The sequence below is a fragment of the Liberiplasma polymorphum genome (assembly GCF_043951795.1).
GTDB classification, from domain to species: Bacteria; Bacillota_I; Bacilli_A; order Izemoplasmatales; family Izemoplasmataceae; genus Liberiplasma; species Liberiplasma polymorphum.
The window spans coordinates 1-21,612 of the sequence record NZ_JBIOAG010000034.1; the positions used below are offsets into that span (position 1 = coordinate 1).

The 21,612-nt window shown below is 31.9% G+C and carries 24 protein-coding genes; 3 read left to right on the forward strand and 21 right to left on the reverse strand.

Going from position 1 to position 21,612, the window contains the following annotated elements:
* Positions 1 to 123: 123 nt before the first annotated feature.
* The 20 genes from ACHAJD_RS07790 to ACHAJD_RS07885 form a co-directional block, all read right to left on the reverse strand.
* A complete protein-coding gene (locus ACHAJD_RS07790) occupies positions 124 to 690 on the reverse strand; it encodes a hypothetical protein (RefSeq protein ID WP_435585301.1) in 567 nt (188 codons plus the stop codon).
* Positions 665 to 1,747, reverse strand: coding sequence for a DUF2157 domain-containing protein (locus tag ACHAJD_RS07795; protein WP_435585302.1), 1,083 nt, complete (start codon positions 1,745 to 1,747; stop codon positions 665 to 667). The genes ACHAJD_RS07790 and ACHAJD_RS07795 overlap by 26 nt, the downstream gene beginning before the upstream one ends.
* Positions 1,728 to 2,216: a helix-turn-helix transcriptional regulator gene (locus tag ACHAJD_RS07800; protein ID WP_435585303.1), complete on the reverse strand. Its 489-nt coding sequence runs from the start codon at positions 2,214 to 2,216 to the stop codon at positions 1,728 to 1,730. The genes ACHAJD_RS07795 and ACHAJD_RS07800 overlap by 20 nt, the downstream gene beginning before the upstream one ends.
* A gap of 84 nt (positions 2,217 to 2,300) precedes the next feature.
* Complete coding sequence (locus tag ACHAJD_RS07805; RefSeq protein WP_435585304.1) at positions 2,301 to 5,201, reverse strand: CotH kinase family protein; 2,901 nt, start codon at positions 5,199 to 5,201, stop codon at positions 2,301 to 2,303.
* Between the two features lie 16 nt (positions 5,202 to 5,217).
* A complete protein-coding gene (locus ACHAJD_RS07810; protein ID WP_435585305.1) occupies positions 5,218 to 5,925 on the reverse strand; it encodes a polyphosphate polymerase domain-containing protein in 708 nt (235 codons plus the stop codon).
* Between the two features lies 1 nt (position 5,926).
* Positions 5,927 to 6,604, reverse strand: coding sequence for a DUF4956 domain-containing protein (locus ACHAJD_RS07815; RefSeq protein ID WP_435585306.1), 678 nt, complete (start codon positions 6,602 to 6,604; stop codon positions 5,927 to 5,929).
* Positions 6,605 to 6,761: 157 nt separating this feature from the next.
* A complete protein-coding gene (locus ACHAJD_RS07820) occupies positions 6,762 to 7,181 on the reverse strand; it encodes a MarR family winged helix-turn-helix transcriptional regulator (protein WP_435585307.1) in 420 nt (139 codons plus the stop codon).
* Positions 7,181 to 8,167, reverse strand: a complete 987-nt coding sequence (locus ACHAJD_RS07825; RefSeq protein ID WP_435585308.1) for a VOC family protein — start codon at positions 8,165 to 8,167, stop codon at positions 7,181 to 7,183. The genes ACHAJD_RS07820 and ACHAJD_RS07825 overlap by 1 nt, the downstream gene beginning before the upstream one ends.
* Positions 8,168 to 8,256: 89 nt before the next feature.
* The gene (locus ACHAJD_RS07830; protein ID WP_435585309.1) at positions 8,257 to 10,404 is read right to left on the reverse strand and encodes a complex I subunit 5 family protein; all 2,148 of its coding nucleotides are present in this window, start codon (positions 10,402 to 10,404) and stop codon (positions 8,257 to 8,259) included.
* Positions 10,405 to 10,416: 12 nt separating this feature from the next.
* Positions 10,417 to 11,898, reverse strand: a complete 1,482-nt coding sequence (locus tag ACHAJD_RS07835; RefSeq protein WP_435585310.1) for a proton-conducting transporter transmembrane domain-containing protein — start codon at positions 11,896 to 11,898, stop codon at positions 10,417 to 10,419.
* The gene (locus ACHAJD_RS07840; protein WP_435585311.1) at positions 11,891 to 12,274 is read right to left on the reverse strand and encodes a sodium:proton antiporter; all 384 of its coding nucleotides are present in this window, start codon (positions 12,272 to 12,274) and stop codon (positions 11,891 to 11,893) included. Before ACHAJD_RS07840 ends, ACHAJD_RS07835 begins: the two co-directional genes overlap by 8 nt.
* Positions 12,271 to 12,699, reverse strand: coding sequence for an MnhB domain-containing protein (locus ACHAJD_RS07845; protein ID WP_435585312.1), 429 nt, complete (start codon positions 12,697 to 12,699; stop codon positions 12,271 to 12,273). Before ACHAJD_RS07845 ends, ACHAJD_RS07840 begins: the two co-directional genes overlap by 4 nt.
* Positions 12,692 to 12,997 (reverse strand): hydrogen gas-evolving membrane-bound hydrogenase subunit E, encoded by a 306-nt coding sequence (mbhE, locus tag ACHAJD_RS07850; RefSeq protein ID WP_435585313.1) that lies wholly within the window; start codon positions 12,995 to 12,997, stop codon positions 12,692 to 12,694. Before mbhE ends, ACHAJD_RS07845 begins: the two co-directional genes overlap by 8 nt.
* Positions 12,994 to 13,233 (reverse strand): hydrogenase subunit MbhD domain-containing protein, encoded by a 240-nt coding sequence (locus ACHAJD_RS07855; RefSeq protein ID WP_435585314.1) that lies wholly within the window; start codon positions 13,231 to 13,233, stop codon positions 12,994 to 12,996. Before ACHAJD_RS07855 ends, mbhE begins: the two co-directional genes overlap by 4 nt.
* Positions 13,234 to 13,542: a monovalent cation/H(+) antiporter subunit G gene (gene mnhG, locus ACHAJD_RS07860; protein ID WP_435585315.1), complete on the reverse strand. Its 309-nt coding sequence runs from the start codon at positions 13,540 to 13,542 to the stop codon at positions 13,234 to 13,236.
* On the reverse strand, positions 13,543 to 13,809 hold the full coding sequence (locus ACHAJD_RS07865) for an MrpF/PhaF family protein (RefSeq protein ID WP_435585316.1): 267 nt from the start codon (positions 13,807 to 13,809) through the stop codon (positions 13,543 to 13,545).
* Entirely contained in the window at positions 13,806 to 14,306 is a 501-nt protein-coding gene (locus ACHAJD_RS07870; protein WP_435585317.1) for a Na+/H+ antiporter subunit E, read from the reverse strand. The genes ACHAJD_RS07865 and ACHAJD_RS07870 overlap by 4 nt, the downstream gene beginning before the upstream one ends.
* 168 nt (positions 14,307 to 14,474) lie before the next feature.
* Positions 14,475 to 15,152 carry an SOS response-associated peptidase gene (locus tag ACHAJD_RS07875; protein ID WP_435585318.1) on the reverse strand — a complete coding sequence of 226 codons (678 nt, stop codon included), beginning with the start codon at positions 15,150 to 15,152 and terminating at the stop codon, positions 14,475 to 14,477.
* A 30-nt stretch (positions 15,153 to 15,182) separates the two neighbouring features.
* A complete protein-coding gene (locus ACHAJD_RS07880; protein WP_435585319.1) occupies positions 15,183 to 17,129 on the reverse strand; it encodes a GNAT family N-acetyltransferase in 1,947 nt (648 codons plus the stop codon).
* Positions 17,130 to 17,275: 146 nt separating this feature from the next.
* Positions 17,276 to 18,379 carry an SLC13 family permease gene (locus tag ACHAJD_RS07885; RefSeq protein WP_435585320.1) on the reverse strand — a complete coding sequence of 368 codons (1,104 nt, stop codon included), beginning with the start codon at positions 18,377 to 18,379 and terminating at the stop codon, positions 17,276 to 17,278.
* Positions 18,380 to 18,629: 250 nt separating this feature from the next.
* On the opposite strand from ACHAJD_RS07885, the gene ACHAJD_RS07890 reads away from it, so the two are divergent.
* The gene (locus ACHAJD_RS07890) at positions 18,630 to 19,076 is read left to right on the forward strand and encodes a hypothetical protein (protein ID WP_435585321.1); all 447 of its coding nucleotides are present in this window, start codon (positions 18,630 to 18,632) and stop codon (positions 19,074 to 19,076) included.
* The gene (locus ACHAJD_RS07895; protein WP_435585322.1) at positions 19,066 to 20,166 is read left to right on the forward strand and encodes a mechanosensitive ion channel family protein; all 1,101 of its coding nucleotides are present in this window, start codon (positions 19,066 to 19,068) and stop codon (positions 20,164 to 20,166) included. Before ACHAJD_RS07890 ends, ACHAJD_RS07895 begins: the two co-directional genes overlap by 11 nt.
* Before the next feature lie 10 nt (positions 20,167 to 20,176).
* Here ACHAJD_RS07895 and ACHAJD_RS07900 read toward each other — a convergent pair whose 3' ends face one another.
* Positions 20,177 to 20,518, reverse strand: a complete 342-nt coding sequence (locus ACHAJD_RS07900; protein ID WP_435585323.1) for a hypothetical protein — start codon at positions 20,516 to 20,518, stop codon at positions 20,177 to 20,179.
* A 111-nt stretch (positions 20,519 to 20,629) separates the two neighbouring features.
* Between ACHAJD_RS07900 and ACHAJD_RS07905 the strand changes: the two genes are divergently transcribed.
* A complete protein-coding gene (locus ACHAJD_RS07905; protein WP_435585324.1) occupies positions 20,630 to 21,610 on the forward strand; it encodes a Gfo/Idh/MocA family protein in 981 nt (326 codons plus the stop codon).
* The last annotated feature ends 2 nt before the right edge of the window (positions 21,611 to 21,612 follow it).

The following is a 21,612-nucleotide window of genomic DNA, read 5'->3' on the forward strand; positions in this document are numbered from 1 at the left end:
CATCACTTTAATTTTATTTTAACATGAGTTATAAGGTTGTAGGCTTTATACACTTGTTTAAATGTTTGAAAAGAAATAAAAAAAGCACAAATTGTGCCTTTTTTATGATACGTATGAATCTTTTTATCCTTCAGATGCAATACGTACAAAGATGATTTTTCCTCTATAAACACGTACATCCACAAGCAGTGGCTCTGCGTTTCTTAATGTGTCTTTTTGCGTTTGCGTTAACTTACTTGTATAAATAGAATCTTCAAGTCCATAACTAACTTGTATCCCTTCAGTTCCCCATATACGCTTAAACGATCCAATTAAATAAAGACTATCTACGGGCTTTTCAAATGATGCACTAAGTAGAATGATTTGATTATCTTGTTGTTCAATCGTAATATAAATGTTTTTATTTGCGATTTCATCATACTTATCCCAATATTCAAGCATTAAACTAGTCGCTATTTCTAATAATTCTATATCCATAATTGAGTAGGGTATAAACTCGATGTCATATTCAACAAATAAATACCCCCTATCAGTTGCATTAGGTGTTGGGGTTGTCATCTCGATTTGCAACTCTTCTCCTAGCCAGTAAACAGTTAATTTAGGAAGTGTAATCACAAACAACAAACTTAAAAGCACTAAAAAGGCTAGAGTATATTGTAACAACTTACTCTTTTTGAGTATCTTCATCATTTACTATAACCTTTCTGTAACGTTCAATATAAAACCCTATTGCTAAGACCATAACGCCACCGATTATAAAGAATAATGAACGTGGTAAGAAGTCATATAAAGTATCAAAGTAAAAACGCATGATAAAAATGCCTATAATCACTAGTGGTGTTACATGTCTTTTAGTTAATAAAGTAAATAAGAAAATCATGTAAAGAATTGTAAATGGGATAGAATAATACGATCCTTGATCTATGAAGGTTTGTTGTTCCCAAACATATTTAAATGTGAGTGTAAACGCAGCGATACTAGCAGATACTAGACCAATAAACTGAAAGATTTGGTAATTTAGGTTATGTTTATAATAATACATTGCTGCACCGATAATGATAAAGAACCAAGCTGTCATAAAGCCGCTTACATCATAGTAGTTAAATGCATAAAGCATAAAGACTAGTGATAATACAAGGGTACTAAATGTTAGAATTTGCTTATATTTGAAGTAATAATTTCCTAAATAAAACACAATGAGTAAAAGAATTGCTTGAATGAAAATGAACTCATTAAAACTAGTAAATAAATAGATCAATGCAAGTCCATGTGCGAATAGAAAAAGAAGTATGTCTTTTCTTAATGCACTAAGGGCTAATACACCTAATATCCAAATAAAATAACTGGTGTTCATTTGTAACCCTAAATGATAGGCATCATTTATTAGAAAAATCGCAGATCCAAAAATAATGCTTGCTGTATATAACAGCGCCATACTTGTCATAGGATGTGCTTTTTCAGTTATGTAGGATGCACCCATAAATAAACCAATGGTAATAATGAGTATAAACACTTTTAATAAATCAGGTATTAGTGCCCAGTTGCCTGCTACAAGAAGTAAAAAGCCCAGCCCGATTAATATAGCACCTACTGTAACTAATACACGAATAAAGTTAAGGCCAATGCCCTCTTCATAATAAGTAAGCATATCCTCTTTTTGTTGCTTAGAAATAATGCCTCTATCTTGATTTTCTTCAAGTTCATTAACTAAAAATCTATAGTAAAATCTATTGAGTTTCTTCTTCATAATCTACTCCCCTTTTTATTAATAGTTCAAATTCTTCTTCTACAAAAGCCTTGTTATAAGAGCTTACCCATCGTTTTCCGTTTCCATCAATGATACGGTAATGATTTGAAATTAAGTTTTTTTGCATATGAAACTTACCATCTTTACTTACTGTCTTCCAAAACATTTTTCCACCACCGGTCATCGATTTAGGAATTGATAGATGTTCAAACGAAATCATTTCTATAAGTTCTACTGGGTCTTCCCCTAATGTCATTTTTAGTATTTCACTTTCTCTAAATAATCCACATATGGCTAACACCACTGTCCATGAAGCCTTTAGTCTGTCTTTTTCGATTTGAATTAATGTTTTTTTTGATACACCAATGAGTTCTGCCATTTTTTCTTGAGAAAAATTGTATTCATTTCTAACCAGTCTAATCTTACTAGATACCAGTGCCGTAAAATCCTCTTTTGAAAGTTTGCTCATACAACACCTCCTCATAGTGTAATATTACACCTTTTGTACTTTTTTGTAAACTAATAAAAAAGACAAACCTAATTTTCGTTTGTCTTAAAGCCCTCTTTTTGAGGGGTTATTGTAATAATACGTTAATTGTTGTTGAACATCAGCTACCTTTGCATTCATGTACCATTCTACATTTCTTAAACCAAAACGCTGATTCATCATCGCTTGGTTTACGAATGGATCATACACAGCTTTTTGTGTATCAAAGACTTGATTAAAATGGTTAAAACTAAATAAATTGTTTGCTGGATCAATAAGTTCTCTTAAATGTGATTCATAAATAACTTGATATTCAGGAATACTAAGGATTTTATCACTTAAAGGATGTGGGTAGTTGTTGACACCCAGTAAATGTTTATTCACATTACCCCATGTATAAATGTTAGCCCCAACTGTCCAATTTGAAAACACAGGTGATGCGTCCCATCCTTGTGCCATACCATGATCATAGTCATAGGGAATCATCATAAATTTATTGGTAACGGGGTTATGATAAAAATAGTAATTGTTTCCCATAGCGCGGTAATCATCTGGGTTCCCTAATAATACACCGACTGCCATAAGTCTTAAAAACAAATCTACTTCAAAATGTTCTTCAATATACGTTTTGAATGCTGACCCATTTAAACGATTAATCTGATAAATGAATTGTTCTAAACCTGTTGTATCAAAAGTATCTTTATTTGTTTTCAAGTCATATGCTGGTCGGTAATTGATTGAAGTATCTTTTATACCAAGTGCATTATTTGGAATAGGATGTTGAAGTGCAGCGGGTCCATGTTGTTGCCAAAGGTTTTTATAAAGATTACCTTCAGAGGCTGCATCATCGAATCTACGCTCTAGAAAGTTTTTATCAATTGGTTCAAAAATAGTATAAACACCATAAAAATGGGTTTCATTTCCAATTTGTACATAAATATTTGCAAGTGTCGTATGAGCCGCATAAACCCCATAAGCATTAAATAAATCCATAGAAAATTTTTCGGTTAGATATGTAGAATCCCAGTTTCTATTAAACTTTAAGTCAATCTCTTCTAACTCAAAAACATTTCGATTGCGGTTGTGGCTAATCGATGCATCATTAAAATCTTCATCAAATGAAAACTTAAAATGTGACAAATTTAATGATCCATCATCGTTTTGAATACGCACTCTTGAGAGATTACCTCTAGTTCTAAACCCTACATCTTCAATAACTACTGACCCTAAATGATCTTCATAAATCAAATTAACACGAGCATAGTAATCTGTACGTAACTCGCCATTAAATAAGGAAGCATAATTTAGCATCTCTTGGTCATATTTCAGCCATTCTTCCTCACTGATTTGAATGGTAAACGATTTTAAAACATTGTCATTGAATAAACGATCAAATGGTTCAATATTAAATGATGTAGACATTGGTAATTCATTATTTTCTAGATCAAATGGTGTCATAGTGTTGTTTGAAGCACCCGGTGAGATGTTTTGGTAATCAAAGTACCCCCATATATCGCCACCATCTATTAGTCTTCCGTATGACATATCACGCGGTACTAAAACTGGTAAAACATAATCAATTAATGTTTTTGCATCTTTACTCGTTAATAATAAAGGCTCGCCTTCTAAGCTAATTTTAAAATTAGTATGAATTTCACCTTGCGCTGTGACTTTATCTTTTCCAGATGCAAAAATAACTAAATAGCCATTTGCGGGTATGGTTATATTGTCTGGTAATTGCCATTTTAATGGATTGTCATCATTATCCGATAAATAATAATGACTTAAGTCATAAGCAGTATTATTCGGATTATAAAGTTCAATCCAATCTTCAAAATCGCCATCACTATCTGCTAATGAACTCCCATTTGATGCCATAAACTCATTAATCATAACAGAAGCACTTGGAAATCCTGGTAACGTGTTTGGTGTTTTATGCGTAATATTATCCCAATAAGGCCTTACTGGGTTAAATCCATAAAGACTATCTTCTTTTACAATTGGGATTGGATTATTATTTAAGTTAACTTCAGCTTCGACATTTGATGCGGGTATGTCTTGTAAGGCACCTTTTGCCATCAATCTACCGAGGACACGTATATCACTGACTTGTGTGTTTTCAATATTTAAGCGTTTTAAATTTGTGAGGTTTTCTAAGTAGTCAATCTCATTAAATAATGGAACGTTCGTTGCGATAAGTGTTTCAAGATTCACTAAATTTTTAATCGGTTCAAGCGTTTCTAATTCAGTATTTGAATGGATGTTTAAATAACGTAACTGAGTAAATCTAGAGACAACATCAATTTTAGTTACATTAGTTTCACGTATATTAAGATGTTCTAATTGTATTAATCTATAAAGTAATTCAATATGTTGATTTTCAACACTGTTTTCTGATAAATCAAGTTCAATAAGGTGGGTTAAATGTTCTAATGGAGATATATCTTCTATAAAATTATCTCTTAAACTTAAAAATTCTAACGTATACATTTCACTTAACAAAGAAATATCTGATAATCTTGCTTGAATTGAACGATCATTTGGATTGGGTCTATAGACGTTGTGTCTAAGATTAAGATGTTTTAAAGATAAATGGGTAATGGCATCAAAATTAATAGTTTCTAAACTGGTAATTTCATTATTTCTTAAATTGAGATGTGTCAAATGCTCTAATGATTGTAACGGTGAGACATCTTCAATAAAATTATCTTCTAAAATGAGGGTATTTAAGGCAGTGAGTTGTTCGATTCCTTCAAGTGAAAAAATCCCATAACCTGTTGCATCAAGCGTAGTAATCTTGATAACATCCTCTAAATAAATCTCTTCAAATCTTTGATTTAATTGTTCTCTTATCGCAAGTGACAAGTTAGGATCTTCAAACGTAATCACAGTGCCACTACGTCTTCTACAAGCAGCTAAAGAAAGGCCTACTATTAATATTAAGCTAAGTAAAAGTAATTTCTTCAAACAGATCATCCTTTCTTTATTTCAAAATAATTGGTTTAAATTGATCTACACTTTGTATATATTTACTGTTCGATTCCCTTTTTAAAGAATATTTTTTGATTAGTGTGGTTAACCAAGCTGGTTCATCTTTTGCATATTTTATTTCTAGTACAATATACGCTGGTTGATGATTTTTTAGCAAAATATCTTTGTCATATAAATCAACTGTTCTTGCACTTTTTACTTCATGGTCAAATGTAATTCGTACATCTTCTTTAAATTTACTTATATAACCTTCTCGGTAATATTGTACTAAATACTGAGGACTTAATTGTCTGGTTTTTACTAACCTTGCAAATTCGGTTAAAACAGGATCATGATTATCGGGAAACGCCTTATTTAAGAGGAATTCATCATAATAGTATGCAGGCACTAACGTATTATATTTTGTTTGAAATGTGCCTCTTTTTGTTTTAATTTCAATAGATATTGGTTGTTGTTGACTTGGTTCATGCGAATAAGCTCTTATACGACATTTAATACGTCCATAAATACCATGGTCTCTATCTTGATATGCTTTAAGATCTAAAGAATCATAATATAAACTTCTGACTAAATAACGTTCATTTTTAGCAACTGTTGAAAATGGATCTTGTTCTACAAATGGTTTTAAAGCAAACTTTATCATGTAATACTCTTTAATCGTTAAAAGATATTTGTGTTCGTATCTAGACGTATCAATCATGTTACATCGGTAATGCTAATTGTGGCGATAATAATGAAACTTTTTTAATATTAATATCTTCTTTTAACGAATTGACCATTTTATGAACATTGTCTATGTATTTTTGATCAAAAGTAATCTCATATACCATTTCAAAACTGTCACCTTGATAGTCACTACTTCTTAAAAAGATTTTGACGTTGGTTTCTTCTTTAAATAAATCTAATGGTGTTTTGTCAAATATATTATTTCCAGTAATCACTAAAATATACTCTTTATGAAATGAACTTCCTTGCTTCACTTTATACATCATAACCATTAAGATACTTAAAACGATGGTTGCCACAATAGATAAAGTCCAGTTGTTTGTCCCTACGCCTAATCCAATCGCTATCGACCAAAACAAAAACACCATATCTTTAGTATCTTTTATCGGTGTTCTAAATCGAATAATAGATAATGACCCTACTAATCCTAAAGATAAAACTAAGTCACCTTGTATGAAAAACATGACCAATGTCACAATTGGCCCTAATGTAATAAGTGTTGATAAAAATGCACGTTCATAATTCATGCCTTTATGCGTTAGTTTATAAATATAGGCAATAATTAATCCTAAGGAAATGGCTAATATTAGGGAAAATACAAATCTAATAAAGACGCCTTCACCCAGTAAAAATGTTTCAAAAAATTCACTCATAATTTTAAATCCTCCTGTAAATTAAAAAAGTGAACATCAATTTGTGATTAATCTCAAAAACTATTGTACCACAAATTTGTTCACTTGATTAGTTCTAACTAAAATTGGTATCTGTTTCATTTAAGATATCTATAAGAAATAATATTTGTAAAGTTAATTACTCCGTGCTTTTACCAATTTTCTTAAGTAAAGTTTGTAACTGTGTCTTTTCTTCTTCTGTTAAACGATTCAAAACATCTAATAATCGTGTTTCGTGAATAGGATATACCTCATCCATAAACTTTTGACCTTGTTTAGTGAGTGAAACTACAAAACTGCGTCTATCATTTTTTTTACATTGTTTTTGAATGTATCCTTTTTTTACTAAGGTTTCTATCACATAACTCATACTCGAATTTGCGATAAGTACTTTTTCTAATATCTCTTTAACCGTTAAAGGACCTTTATGATATAAGGCTTCTAATGTGCCAAATTCTGTTGTATTTAATCCATATTTAGCAACATCATCTTTGATGACATTAGCTATGGCATTATGCGCTCTAAACAAAATCGTTATCGTTTTAAGATTAGCTGCCACTAGAAATATTCCTTATTAAAGGTTTTTGAGCTTCTTACAGTATCAATTGGTCGTACTACTGATTCAACATATTGTCTTTGATTTCTTAGTTTTGGCGGTAAAGCTAAAGTTTCACCTAAGGTTTCATAGTCTTCCTCGTCATCAATAAACCCAGGTCCTTCTGTTGCAAACTCAAATAAAATATTACGGTAAAGCCTAGTATAAAGCGATTTGAAATAAAAACGATCGACAAATCCAGAATGTCTTGCGTTTAACTTATTTAATCGTTCAATCCATTCATCTAACGCTTGTTTATCTTCAATTCGGAAAGCAACATGATGAACCCCACCAAACCCTTGATAAGCACTTGCTAACATTGGTTGGTAATCAAGGATTACACTTGCACCGTTTCCGCCTTCTCCCATTTCATATAAACTATAGCGTTCATTTTTTTCTACAAAACGCATACTCATGTAATCGGTTAAGACTTCATGCATTTTTTGTATATTATCTACTCTAAAGAATATCGGACCTAATCCGGTAATGGCATATTCATTAGGGACTGGGCCTTTTTCCCATGGGATACCTGAGGCAACGCCTTGAACATTCTCATCTGAAAAAAGCGCATATTCTTGTCCGTCAAAATCGTAAAAATAAATGAGTTCACGGTTAAACAACGTTTCAATTCCTTCATGACGGACATTGTAATGATCAAAACGTTTAATCCAATAAACGAGTGATTCATGCGTTGGCACTCTAAACCCTGTTTTAGCAATCTCATCTGTGCCTTTTTTTGCTTTATTAATTCCTTTAAAATCGAAAAATGTCATATCAGTCCCAGCACTACCTACATCATCTGCAAAAAATAAATGATACGTGTTTATATCGTCTTGATTGACGGTTTTTTTAACGAGTCTAAGCCCTAATACATAAGTAAAAAATTCATATATTTTTTCTGCACTACTCGTAATGGCAGTAACATGGTGTATTCCTTTTAAGTTTTTCATATAATAACCTCCTTGATATACTTTTAATTATATTTCGAATTCGAAATATTTCAAATGATATGCATTAAAAAAGTCCGAAATGTCGGACTTTAAATTAACTGCATAATAATCATAAATACGAGAATCCCTGTTATAAACACAGTATAAATAAACGCATCACTTTTAATAATTTTTGCCTCATAGCGAACGTTAAATACATTTGCCATAATTACAAATCGGTCTAAGAACCCGGTCTGTTTATTATTTTTAACCTCAAGTATTTTTAGTGTATCCTCATTAAGTGGACACTGATCGCCATACATTAGTTTACACGCATTTTTAATAACAATATTCATTGGATAGAAAATTAAATATTCTAAACTCAACCAATAAGGTAATTTTAAATGGAATAAATGTAACTTTGTACCAAATAAGAATATGAATGATCCTAACACGATAACTATGACCATTGTGAGTAAGTCTGATCCTGTAAAGAAAGCAATATCTACAATGTAATTTTGAATAAAATATGGATCATAGGTCACTTGACTAAGTGACGGGATAATAAACGTGTTTAATATAAAATGTGGGTTAAGTCCTATTAAAACAATCATTAGTGCAATCGCGACCATTGCTGTATCTAAATTGTTGTATTCAGGTTTAATGCTTTTATATTGCTCAGGCATTTTTCTTAAGAACACATAATAGAACAATTTAATAAACGAACATACAGTCCCTGCACTAATTACCATAAAGATTAACTCTGCATAATAAAATGAACTATGTCCGTATTCATAAGCTTCTACAATACCGTGATGTAATATCGATTTAGAAATAAAACCATTAAATAGCGGCATACCGCTAATCCCTAGTGCTGCAATTAAACATACGGTTGCTGTAAGTGGTAATTTTCGCCACAATCCTCCGAGTTTATACATATCCGATTCTCCTGTATGATAATAAACAACCCCAGCAACCATAAAGAGTAATGACTTAAATAAGGCATGATTTATAATGTGGTAAACCGCACCAGCATAACCCATTGCGCCTTGATAACCTAAATATAATGCCACTCCAATCCCCATAACAATATAGCCCATTTGACTAATCGAGTGGTATGCTAACATTCTTTTAATATTGGATTGTTGCAGTGCAAAGAAAACGCCAATACTCATTGTAATAATTCCAATCCATATAATCCCTGCACCGATGGTACTTGTTTCTAACCAAATAGGATCAGTATAACTATCTACACTGCCTTTAGCAGGAAAATAATAACTTGTTGCAACACGTAAAATTCCGTAAGCTCCAAGTTTAATCATAATCCCTGAAAGTAATGCACTAGCTGGTGTTGGTGCGACTGGATGAGCACGTGGTAACCATACATGAACTGGTGCCATCCCAGCTTTTATCCCAAAGCCAAATATAAGTAAAAAGATAATCCAATATTTTATGCTGCCAGCATCTTTTAAAGTATGAATTGCACTTTGAAAGCTTAAATCGCCCACAGTAAAATAGAGTAAAAATAAAGCAACTAGTATCGCAAACCCACCAATGATACCCATAAAGATATAATTGTATCCTGCGTTATAGGATTCTTCTTTTTGGCCATGGATAACTAGCATATAAGACGCAAACGTCATAACTTCAAAGAATAAAAATAATGTTAATAAATCGCCTGCCATAATCGTTCCAAGAACAGCACTATAAGTAATCCCCATAAAAAAGAAAAATCGTGTACAGTGAAATTCTCTTAACATATATTCATGTGCATAGATCATAACAATAAACCAGATAACACTCGTAATCATGAGCATAGTGAAACTTAACATATCTACATTAAAAGAAAGGCCTAATCCCATAACAGCTGGGATTTCAAATAATAAGCCACCCTCAATCGCACGTGTATAAGTAAATAAACTTAACACCATTGTTAAAAGCGTCATGCTAATTACAATAATATCACGACTAAAACATGAGTTTCTTCCTAAATAAATAAGCATGACTGAACCAATTAGTGGTAATAAAATAATGATTAAAGGCAAGCTGTCTAATGTGTTTAAAAAGTCTAAAAACCATACAATAAAGCCAATATCCATTAAAAAGCTTAACATATCTAAACGGCCATTAATCCCGGCAATAAAAAGTGCCACAACTAAAAAGGCTAACATAACAAGTACTGTTGATTGAACCGTAAAGCTACCAACAATTTTCTTATATCTTGGCACACATACAATATCTGTCTGTCTTTTTTTCATTTGATGACCCCCTTATTGTAAACTTAAAGCTGCAGCTTCAAGTAACCCCATCACTAAATTTGGAAAGACACCAATTAACACAATTAAAAACCCTAATAACAAAATAGGAAATAACATCGTTTTAGGCAGGCGTTCTAACTTCATCGTACTTCTTCCTTCTTTACTTTCTTTTAAGAAGGCTTGAATTAATATCGGTAAATAGTAAAGTGCATTTAAAAATCCACTTAAAACAATAACCCCTATAAATAGACCTTTCCCTGCATCTAACGCTGCTATACTTAAGTTAAACTTGGAGATAAATCCACTTGTCAAAGGTATGCCAATCATCCCAAGTGATGCAATACTAAAGACTATCATTGATGCTGGCATTGTGTAAGCAATTCCATCAAAGTCATTCACACGTCGTGTTTTTTTATGATAGATGATTGCCCCAACACTTAAGAAGAGTGCAGCCTTCATTAATCCATGAGAAATTATATGATAAAACGCCGCTTGTAATCCTAAGAAGCTAACCAATCCAACCCCTAATACAATATAGCCAATCTGTGCAACAGAAGAATACCCTAGCATCCTTTTAACATCTTTTTGAGCAATCGCAAACACAGACCCCATAATCATTCCAATCGAGGCAATGACGGTTAGGATAAGCGGGATGTTTAAACTTTCTAATATGTCGATCCCAAAGACTCTAAACAAAATTTTTACCATGATTAAAATATATACCTTAACTACAATCGCACTTAATATCGCACTTGAACTTGAAGGTGCAGTAGAGTGGGCATCTGGTAACCAAATATGAAAGGGGAAAATCGCGGCTTTAATACCGATTCCAGTTACCATAAATCCAATAGCCATCATAAGGTTTGCTGGATATAAATGAAAATTCTCACGAACACTTGCTGCGACTAGTTCGGTATTTGTATAACCGGTAATCATATATAAAAGTGCTACGCCAAACAAATAAGAAAGTGAGCCGACTTCATTTAACATAACATATCTAAAAGCGGCGGTATAATTTTCTTTCTTACGTTTAATCGAAATAATACTACACGTGGTAATAGAGAGAATTTCCATAAAAACATAGGTGTTAAATAAGTCATTTGTATAAATGATTCCAAACATCGCAAATAATAAAATAAATAATAAAATATAATAACGTCCATACTCTTTCTCAGCGACGCCTTCTGTGGCATCCCCTGTAGAATAAATATAGATGATAGTGACAAGTGAGATAATGAACAACGCGAAAAACGCTGAATAAGAATCAATCAATAATTCAATTCCTATAACCCCTGTATAATTACCAAAACGGTAATAATATGCACCCACCGTATGGACATGATGTAAGATCACAACTGAAGAGGCTAACACTAATAGTAAAACAACTAATCCTAATGTCGTTGTTAAATTAAAATTACGTTTTTTAAATAAAGGAATAATGAGCGCCATTGCTATAAACAGTATTAAGTTAATTATCGGTAGTTGTTCAATCATTTTTCTGTTCCTCGCTCACTAATTTTGCTATTTCATCGTGATCAATGGTTCCATAGGTTTCATAAATCCTTATAACTAAACTTAAACTATATACTGTAATAGATACAACAACGACAATCCCAGTTAAAATAAGTACTGAAGGTACTGGATTAATATAAATAACATCAGGATTACTTGGATCAACAATCGGTGGTTGACCTCCTGTTACATTTCCAATCGCAATAAAAAATAAGAAGATGCCCGTACCCATAATGTTAATCCCAATAATCCTTTTTATCAAATTACTGTGTGTTACAACTGTGTAAAGTCCAATCGTAAAGAGTGCCATAGCACCAAGATAATTAATGTGTTCTATAATCGATTGAAGAAAACTCATGCTATTTCCTCCTCAATCAACGTGTGAAATAATGTAATAAATGTGGATGCAACTTTTATCCCAATCCCAATCATTAAAATTGGAATCATCCCACCGCTAAGCAATTCCCCAGGCTTTCCAATGGGAAATCTAGCTTCAATATTAGCTAAAAAACTTCCTGCAAAAATAATACCGATAATACCGATAACTAAATAAAGTAAGATGCCACCACTTTCTGCAAACTCACTTACACGGTGTGAGAATTTTTTTTCAGCCTTAGCCACACCAAAGACTAATGTATAAAGCACTAAACTAGTCCCAATAAGTGCTCCACCACTAAATCCACCGCCAGGTGAGATATGACCATGTAAGATAATAAAAACGCCATATAACTGTACAAAAGGAATGACTAATCTTGTGATTGACTTAACAATGACATCATTCATCCAAATCACCCTCCTTTTTCTTCTTCTCATCTGTAACGCGTAAAATCGATGCTACTGCAACGATAGAGGTAAATAGTACAATTGTCTCACCTAAGGTGTCAAATGCACGGTAATCCGTTAAAATAGCCGCTATGATGTTCACAGCACCAGTATCCTCAAGTGAATGATCAATATAATGTTGTGTCGTCTCATTATATGCAGGTGCATCTGTATCAAACTTTGATGGCATTTGCATAATATTTATTGATAATATAATAAACAACCCTATAAAAAGCAGAAACGTTATACTTTTTTTCATCGCTCGTATCGCTCCGTTCTGCTAATAACAGCAATAAATAAAATACACGTTACACCTGCGCCAATAGCCGCCTCAGTTAAAGCAACATCTGGTGTATTTAATATGAGCCATAGCACACTCATCATTAATGAATATGCAGAAAATATGATAACCGCACTTAATAAATCTTTCGTTCTTCCAACCGCTATAGCACATATAATAAGAAAAATGACAATAATGATATTTAGTAAGACCATTTATTGTTCCTCCTTATTTTTTATTTGACTTAAATATTCACTCTTCGCAATTGAGTGAGCCGCAGTTGGTGTTGTTAACCAAATAAAAATTAAAATAATTAAAATATTTAAAGAAACAAAAGTAAAGCCTTGCCAAACAATTAAACCAGTAAAAATTAGTCCAGCACCTAAGGTATCACATTTAGTTGTTGCATGCATTCTACAAAACACATCCGGCATTCGAATTAAACCGACAACCCCGACAAAATAAAAAAACAAGCCGCTTAAAAGTAAAAATATCACAATAATTTGATGAAGGATATCAACCATTTAACTCAACTTCCCTTCTATCAAGTATTTCGCTACACCAATAGTTGCAATAAATCCTAACATCGCATAAACAAGGGCAACATTAACATAAGATTCTTGTGCAGCATATAATGAGATTAAAACAATAATCGTAGTCACTTTAGTTGAGATAACATTGATCGCCACAACTCTATCTGCTGTTGTTGGGCCTTTATACGCACGGTAAAGTCCCACAAAGGAAGTTATAAGTAAAAATACGATACAAAAATAAACTACAGACTCTATCATGATTCTTCACCTTCTAACCGAATAAATGCTTTTTGAATTGGACCATTTTCAATTGCATGTGCATACTCAACCTTTAAAGCATGAATAACAATTTCATCTTTATTTAAATCTACCGTTAGCGTCCCAGGGGTTAAGGTGATAGCATTACCGAAAAGCGCTTGATTTAATTCTTTTTTTAACGGTTGTTTAATTTTTACAAAACCAGGATCAACAGGCAAACTAGGACTAAGTACAATTTTCGCTACATGTATATTAGCAATAATCATTTCCTTAATCAAAGTGACTAACAATACAAAAAACCTGATTAAGGTTTTTAAAGTTAGTTTAGTTGCTTCATGTTTTGTAAAAACTAAATCTAAACTATAAGCCACAACGAGTAAAACAGCTACTGCACCAACGATTAACTCTGCTAAACCAATTCGAGAAGCAAGAACTATCCAAAATACTAGTAACGCTAAATACAATAATATTACACTATTTTTATTGCTTTTATTCATCTTCAACACTCCCATAAAAATATGTACATTTATATCATACATTCACTTCACTTATAATACAACTTTATTCTAAATTTTATCAAAATTCTCTGTTTTAGTAATTTTTACATTATAAAACCGTCTTATAAAACATAACAATATAAGACGGTTGATTATTTTTAAATACAATTATACTTCTTTAATACACTCTGCTGTATCTGATTTAGCATTATTAACTACTTGACTTACTTGGTACATTCTCATATTAGTAGCATCATAAGGGATTAAAACATTTTGTAAATAATTTAAATCTTGTGTTTTAGGATTAAGCCAAGCGTCGCAATCATGTTTTGTTAATATCACAGGCATGCGCTCATGGATCTCATCAAGTAATGCATTCGCTTTTGTTGTAATGATTGAACAACTATGGTGTTTGGTGCCATCATCTCTTATATAGGTTGTATAAATACCTGCCATAGTAAAGAGTGTTTGATCTTTTAATAAAAAACGATACGGTATTTTTTCTTTATCTTTACGTTTCCATTCATAAAAACTATCTGCTAATATTAGGCACCGTTTAGTTATGAAGGAAGGCTTAAATGAGGGCTTTTCCATGATTGTTTCACTTCTAGCGTTAATCATTCTAAAGCCGATTTTTTCATCTTTTGCAAATTGTGGTACAAAGCCCCAGTGTAGTGTACCAACACGGTTTTTACTTCCATCACTAATGATTGCGATAACTTCTTGTCCTGGTGCTACATTATATCTAGGAAGATTAAACTGAGCTTTTGTTTGAATGCCAAAAGCGTCTTGTAAGTATTCTTCTAACAGTTCGTTACTCACAGTTACAGTAAAGCGACCACACATACAATCACACTCCTATAACAATAGTATACACTATTTGCTTTGAGATACTCTTCGTTTAATATTGCGAGCCGTTTCTATACGTTCATACATATTCTTCATCACTCTTAAATAGAGTTCATCTTCTAAATATCTATCTTCCCAACGGTAATCAACACTAGGATTATCATTTACTTCAATCACGTATATTTTATCATTCACAACTTTAATATCAACCCCGTAAAACCCGTCACCCATAACTTCTGCAGACTTAATTGCGACATCGACTATAGCTTTAGGAACATCTTCAACGGCTAAAGTTTCAACAATGCCAGTAATATCTTTTTCGGTAGAGGTTGCCCAATTATAAATTTGCCAGTGGTTTTTTGCCATGAAATATTTACAGGCAAAGAGTGGTTTGTTATCTAAAATACCAATGCGCCAATCAAATGCACTTTGGATAAACTCTTGGGCAATAATTAATTCACTGGTTTCAAATAGTTGGTTAAGTCTATCCGTTAATCCTTGTTCATCTACTACTTTAAAAACACCAAGGGAAAACGCACTGTCAGGCTGTTTTAAGACAATTGGAAATGATAACTTTTCGATGATTTCTTGATACGATGATGTACGACTTACAACCAATGATTTTGGTGTTAAGACCCCTTGTAACTTCATGCTCTCAAAGAAAAATAGTTTGTTTGAACATTTTAAAATTGACCATGGATCATCAATTACCACTAATCCTTCTGCATAAGCATAACGTGAAAACTTATAGGTGTAATCATTAACGTTTGTCGTAGTACGGATGAAAAGCGCATCAAACTCGCTTAACCTGTGATAATCATCTTTAGTAATGAACTCAGTATAAAACCCAATTTTATCTGCAGCATGTTTAAACTTACTTAATGCAACATTACATGAAGGTGGATTAACTTCTTCAGGATCTATTAGAATCGCTAAATCGTATTTGTAATCTTTAAAGCGGCTAATGGTAAAGCGTTTTTGATTAAAGTATTCTTTCGCGGTTTGCTCGATGGTTTCATTCATTTCAATTTCAGCCAAAGGTAGAGGTGAAACCGTTTTTAAGTTCCATGTTTTTCCTTTTTCAAATGTACACTCAATTAAAGGTGCTTCAAAGAGTTTATACATGGCTCTAGCTAGCTTAACATATTTTTTTGTATCAGTTTTACCAAAATAGACATAAAGCGTAAATGTTGTAGAACGAATCGTTTTTAACGACTTTTGAATTAAATCATTTACTTCATCACCAATGGATTCAATAATGAGTGTATCGGTGAAGTCTTTAATCGTTGTAACATTTGGAATAACTCTTAAGTTTCTAGCCGATGCAAGCAGGGAAACGTAATAACCAAGCGTTTGATATTCATAAGAAGAGCACATATTAAATACACGCAACCCTTTTGCATTTTGATATTTTTCATCACTAATAAAGTCTTCTGCCTTAACAACTCTGATTGTATCTATTGATTCTAACCATTCAATCGAGTAATCTATAACCACAATATTTGATATATGTCTACTAATACGGGGTTTTTCCTGTAATAGTAATACCATTTTATAAGCTGGTTCACCTAAACCATAATAATCTTTAATTTCATGTTGTAATTGAAAACCAAACGATTCATACCATTCAATCAAATGCATATTTTGCGCATCTGCTTCAAGGGTGATTTGAGATAAATGCTCTTCTTTAGCTTCATCTATAATATGATGCATCAATGCTCTACCTAAGGATAATTTTCTATACTCATCCATAACGGCAATAGAATATATACGTAAGGATTTATCATATCTTTTTATAATCGCACTGGCTACATCCACACCATCGTATGACAAAATAAGTACTATTTGATGAATACTACTTATACTGTGTTTTATAGAAGACGCTTTAAAACGTCTTGATGCTTCGAAACTAGTTCTTTCAAGATTAATTAAAAAATTTAAATCTTGAAGTGTTGCTTTTCTAATGTGGATCATAAAATCCCCTTCCAATAATATCCTTATCTTCATTATAAAATGAAGTTCACAATTGTAAATAAAATACGTATTTAAACCGTCGTTATCTTTATGATACTAATATTGAACTAATTATATAAACGTCTTATTATAGCGGTTTCCCTATTTTAAATGTAAAGTATTACTACTGTAATTACTGTAATATAAACAATACAGATTAAAGAATACTTAATTAGATAATTACGAATTTCATGCGGATACTCTTTTACAATAAATTTAAAAGTAATTAAACTTGCAAGTGATGCAATCATCGTTCCCATAGCCCCAACATTAACACCTTGAAGCAATGATAGAATATGATGTGATGGTGCAAATGTTGAAAGAAGTACCGCTGATGGAACATTAGAAATGAACTGACTTAGTATTAACCCTGAATAATACACAGAATCATTTGTTGACAAAACACGTGTTGCCATATGTTGAACATAAGTTAGTTGTGAGAAGTTCCCACTAAATATAAAGAACATAACAAACGTGATTAATAAGCCGTAATCCACACGATTAAATAATCGAAAATTTAATAATAGTGTTACCACTAAGACACTACCTAATATTAACAGATTGCTAACAAGTCCTAAGATACATGCTATTGATATGAATAAAACAATTCCATAACCAATCACACGAAAATCTTCTAACTTAATCTCTTTTTGATAAGGTGAACATTTAATAGAAGGAAAAAGCAATAAGGTTGTAATTACAATTAATACTAATCCCGTAATGGTAACTGGTAGCATCGTTTTAATAAACACCATAAACGGAATATTAAATTGAGTATACAAATAGATGTTTTGCGGATCACCCATTGGCATTAAGGCAGATCCTAAATTAGCTGCTAGCGTTTGTAAAATCACAGTTAATATAATATATTTTTCCTGATTAAGTTCTTTATAAACAAACACAGAAAACGGCACTAATGTAAGCAAAACCGCATCATTAGTCATTAACATACCTAAGAAAAATGTTGTTAAAATAATTACTAAAGCGATTATTTTAATATTACGAAAGTATTTTAATAGTTGTGCAGTTACAAAACTAAAAAAATTAACTTCATAAAGTCCTGCAACTGCAAGCATTAATCCGAACATCCCTATAAGTACTTTAAAACTAATATAATCAATGTAAGCAAGACTAGGTTTAACAAAGAATATAGAAAAGATTGCAACAATCATTGCAATCAATAATATCTTATCTTTATAGAGGTAATTCATGTATTGCTTCACTTATAATTTCTCCTAATGTATCGTATTAGCAGCATAATTATACAGTTAAACATTGTGCTTGTAAATGAAAATTTATATGATTTTAATTATATTATTTTTTCCCTTAATAAAGGGATTTCCATAAACTAATTCAATTAATAATTTAATCGTATAAAACGAATATTTTATATAATAATCATCAATATAAAAAAGTATTGTATAATTTAATTAAAGCTTTTACTTTTAAGGAGGCGTGATAATGAAACATGTCACACTTAAATCTCCATCTAGTCAAAAACCAAAAAAAACGCGTTTGTTTAAACGCATGTATGCATCAATTGCTATTACCGGTGCTGTTGTTGGTGGTATTATATTGTTTAGTCCTAAAAGCGTTATTGCAAATATTGAACGTTTAGAAATTTATTCTTCTAGTATTTATTATGAAGTGTATACAGTAGATGAAGATAATGTTCTCATCCAAGACAGTTTAGTTTTAATATTAGAATCTGAATTTGATGAAATCATTATTCCGCTTGAGACCGGTCTACAAGTTGGGACCATTTCAAATCTACAACCAAATACTGCTTATACTTTGAAAATTATAGCCAATGAAGGCTTTGGTAATAAAACCTTACTTACAAGAACATTTACAACCAGAGAACTCACACAAGTCAGTTTAATTTGGAGGCGTAAATATGTCTGGTAAACCATCTAGAAACAACAAAAAACAAATCACAAGAAGCAAATCGATAAAAACCCCCATAAAGGCTCATAAAGCCCCAAAAAGGAAATTTAAAAAGACATCTTCAAACCCTATAATTGTATTCATAATCGTTGTTACTTTGGTTATTGTAGGTATTACCGCTGACTTATTTTATTCTGAAACCGTTGTTGGATCACTCGTCGCTGATACAATTGGTAAATTTTTTAATTTAATGAACTTTTTCGAAAATTATTATATTGTGTTATTAGAATCTATAACAATTATCATATTTGTTTGGGTCTTATCAAAAATACTTGCCTTAGTTATAAGAGTGTTTTTTAGAGGTAGTCAAAGAAATCGAACTGTTGGTGTAATATTTTCAGGTGTAATCCGTTATATTTTAGTCCTTATCGCAATATTCTTAATTTTAAGTGCTTGGGGCGTTGAAGCACCAACATTGCTTGCAGGTGCTGGTATATTAGGATTAGCCATTAGTTTTGGAGCGCAAAGTTTAATTGAAGATATATTAAGCGGATTATTTATTGTTTCTGAAAAACAGTTCTCCATTGGGGATGTCATTGAAATCGATGGCTTTCGTGGCAAAGTCATAGAAATGAGTATTAGAACTACTAAATTTGAAAGTATCATGGGTGATACAAAAATCATGAATAACTCAGATATTCGTGGTGCAATCAATACTTCGAGTAATTTATCCCCAGCTATATGTGATATAGCCATTAGTTATAGTGAGAATATTGAAAAAGTTGAAAAGATAATTTATGCTAATTTAGATGTTATAAGAGAAAAGCTAGTTGATATCATTAATGGTCCTTACTATAGGGGCGTACAAGAACTATCTGATTCTAGTGTTGTCTTACGTATTGTAGGATTTGTTCATGAAGATAAAAAACTTCAAACAATCAGAGACTTAAATAGAGAAATGAAAATCTTATTTGATAAAAATAATATTAAAATTCCATTTCCTCAAATTGTCGTCCATTATGAAGATTTTGTTAAAAAAACATCTTCTACCACTACAAAACCTAAACCAAAACCTGTTTCTAAACCAAAACCCGCTAAAAAAACCAAATAAAAAATATCCATTAAACGGATATTTTTTTTGTATCAAAATGATAAAGCGTCGTTTCAATTATAATGCCATAAACAATCCCTGCAATAAACCCAACTACATCCACAAATCCTGTCGATGCGTAAAAAGCGAATGATATTAGTGTTCCCAACATTACTCCTCGAATAATCGCTTTATTAAGCGGTATACCAGTTAATAAACCTAATATGGTTCCCATTAATAAACGGTTATACCAAAAAGCAAACAGATAATCTATGCTTTGGGTAAAATCTGATCTAACCTGAGCCCCAATAATGCATACAACTCCAAGTAAAGCACCAGTTATAACTCCTATCAATAATCTTTTCTTGTTCATATAACCACCTCTATTATATTATACAAGCAAAATTACAAAACCTCTAATTATATGCCAATCATTATCATTTCATAGTATAATTAAAGTATCTTGAATAAAGAAGGTGACTTAATGTTAAATTTCGGTGTTATTGGTGCAGGACGTATTGCAAGAACATTTTGTGATGCCGTAAGAAACAATCAAGGCAACTTGTATGCGATTGCTTCAAGAAATATTGATAAAGCAAAAGATTATAAAAATACTTATGGTTTTGAAAAAGCCTATGATTCTTATGAAGCGCTATTAAATGATGAAAATGTAGAATGTGTTTATATTGCAACGCCTCATGGACTTCATTACGATCACATGATGCTTGCTTTAAAACACAACAAACCTATTTTATGTGAAAAAGCTTTTACATTAAATGCACAACAAGCAGAAGAAATATTTGCATTAGCAAAAGAAAAAAAACTGTTTGTTATGGAAGCCATGTGGACAAGATTTTTACCTATTACTAAAACCTTACAAACATTATTAAGTGATGGCATTATTGGTGATATTAAAATTTTAGAAGCAGATTTTTGTTTCAAAGCAAATGTAGATTTAAATGATCGTTTATATAATCCCGCCTTAGGTGCTGGTGCATTGCTTGATATCGGTATTTATCCTATTAATTACGCAAACATATTTTTAGGTGAACCTACGTCTTTCAAATCTACCTGTGAATATACTCAAACCGGTGTAGACGCGGCTGAAATAATTACTTATGACTATCCAAGTAGTATCGCTAAACTAAGTGCTTCACTTAACTATGATAAACCTAGATTAGCTAAAATTTATGGTTCAAAAGGATTTATTCATGTCCCAAACTTTTGGGCTGCTGAGACTGCAACTATTTACACGTTAGATGGTGATGTTATCAAAACATTAAATCTTCCCCATAAAGTAAATGGGTTTGAATATCAAATAGAAGAAACGATTCGATGTATAAAAGAAGGTCTTTTAGAAAGCAAATTCATGCCCCATGCTACAACGATAAGTATTTTAAAACAAATGGACGCACTACGTAATACTTGGAACATCCAATATCCTCAAGAAAAAAAGGGAGCTTAAGC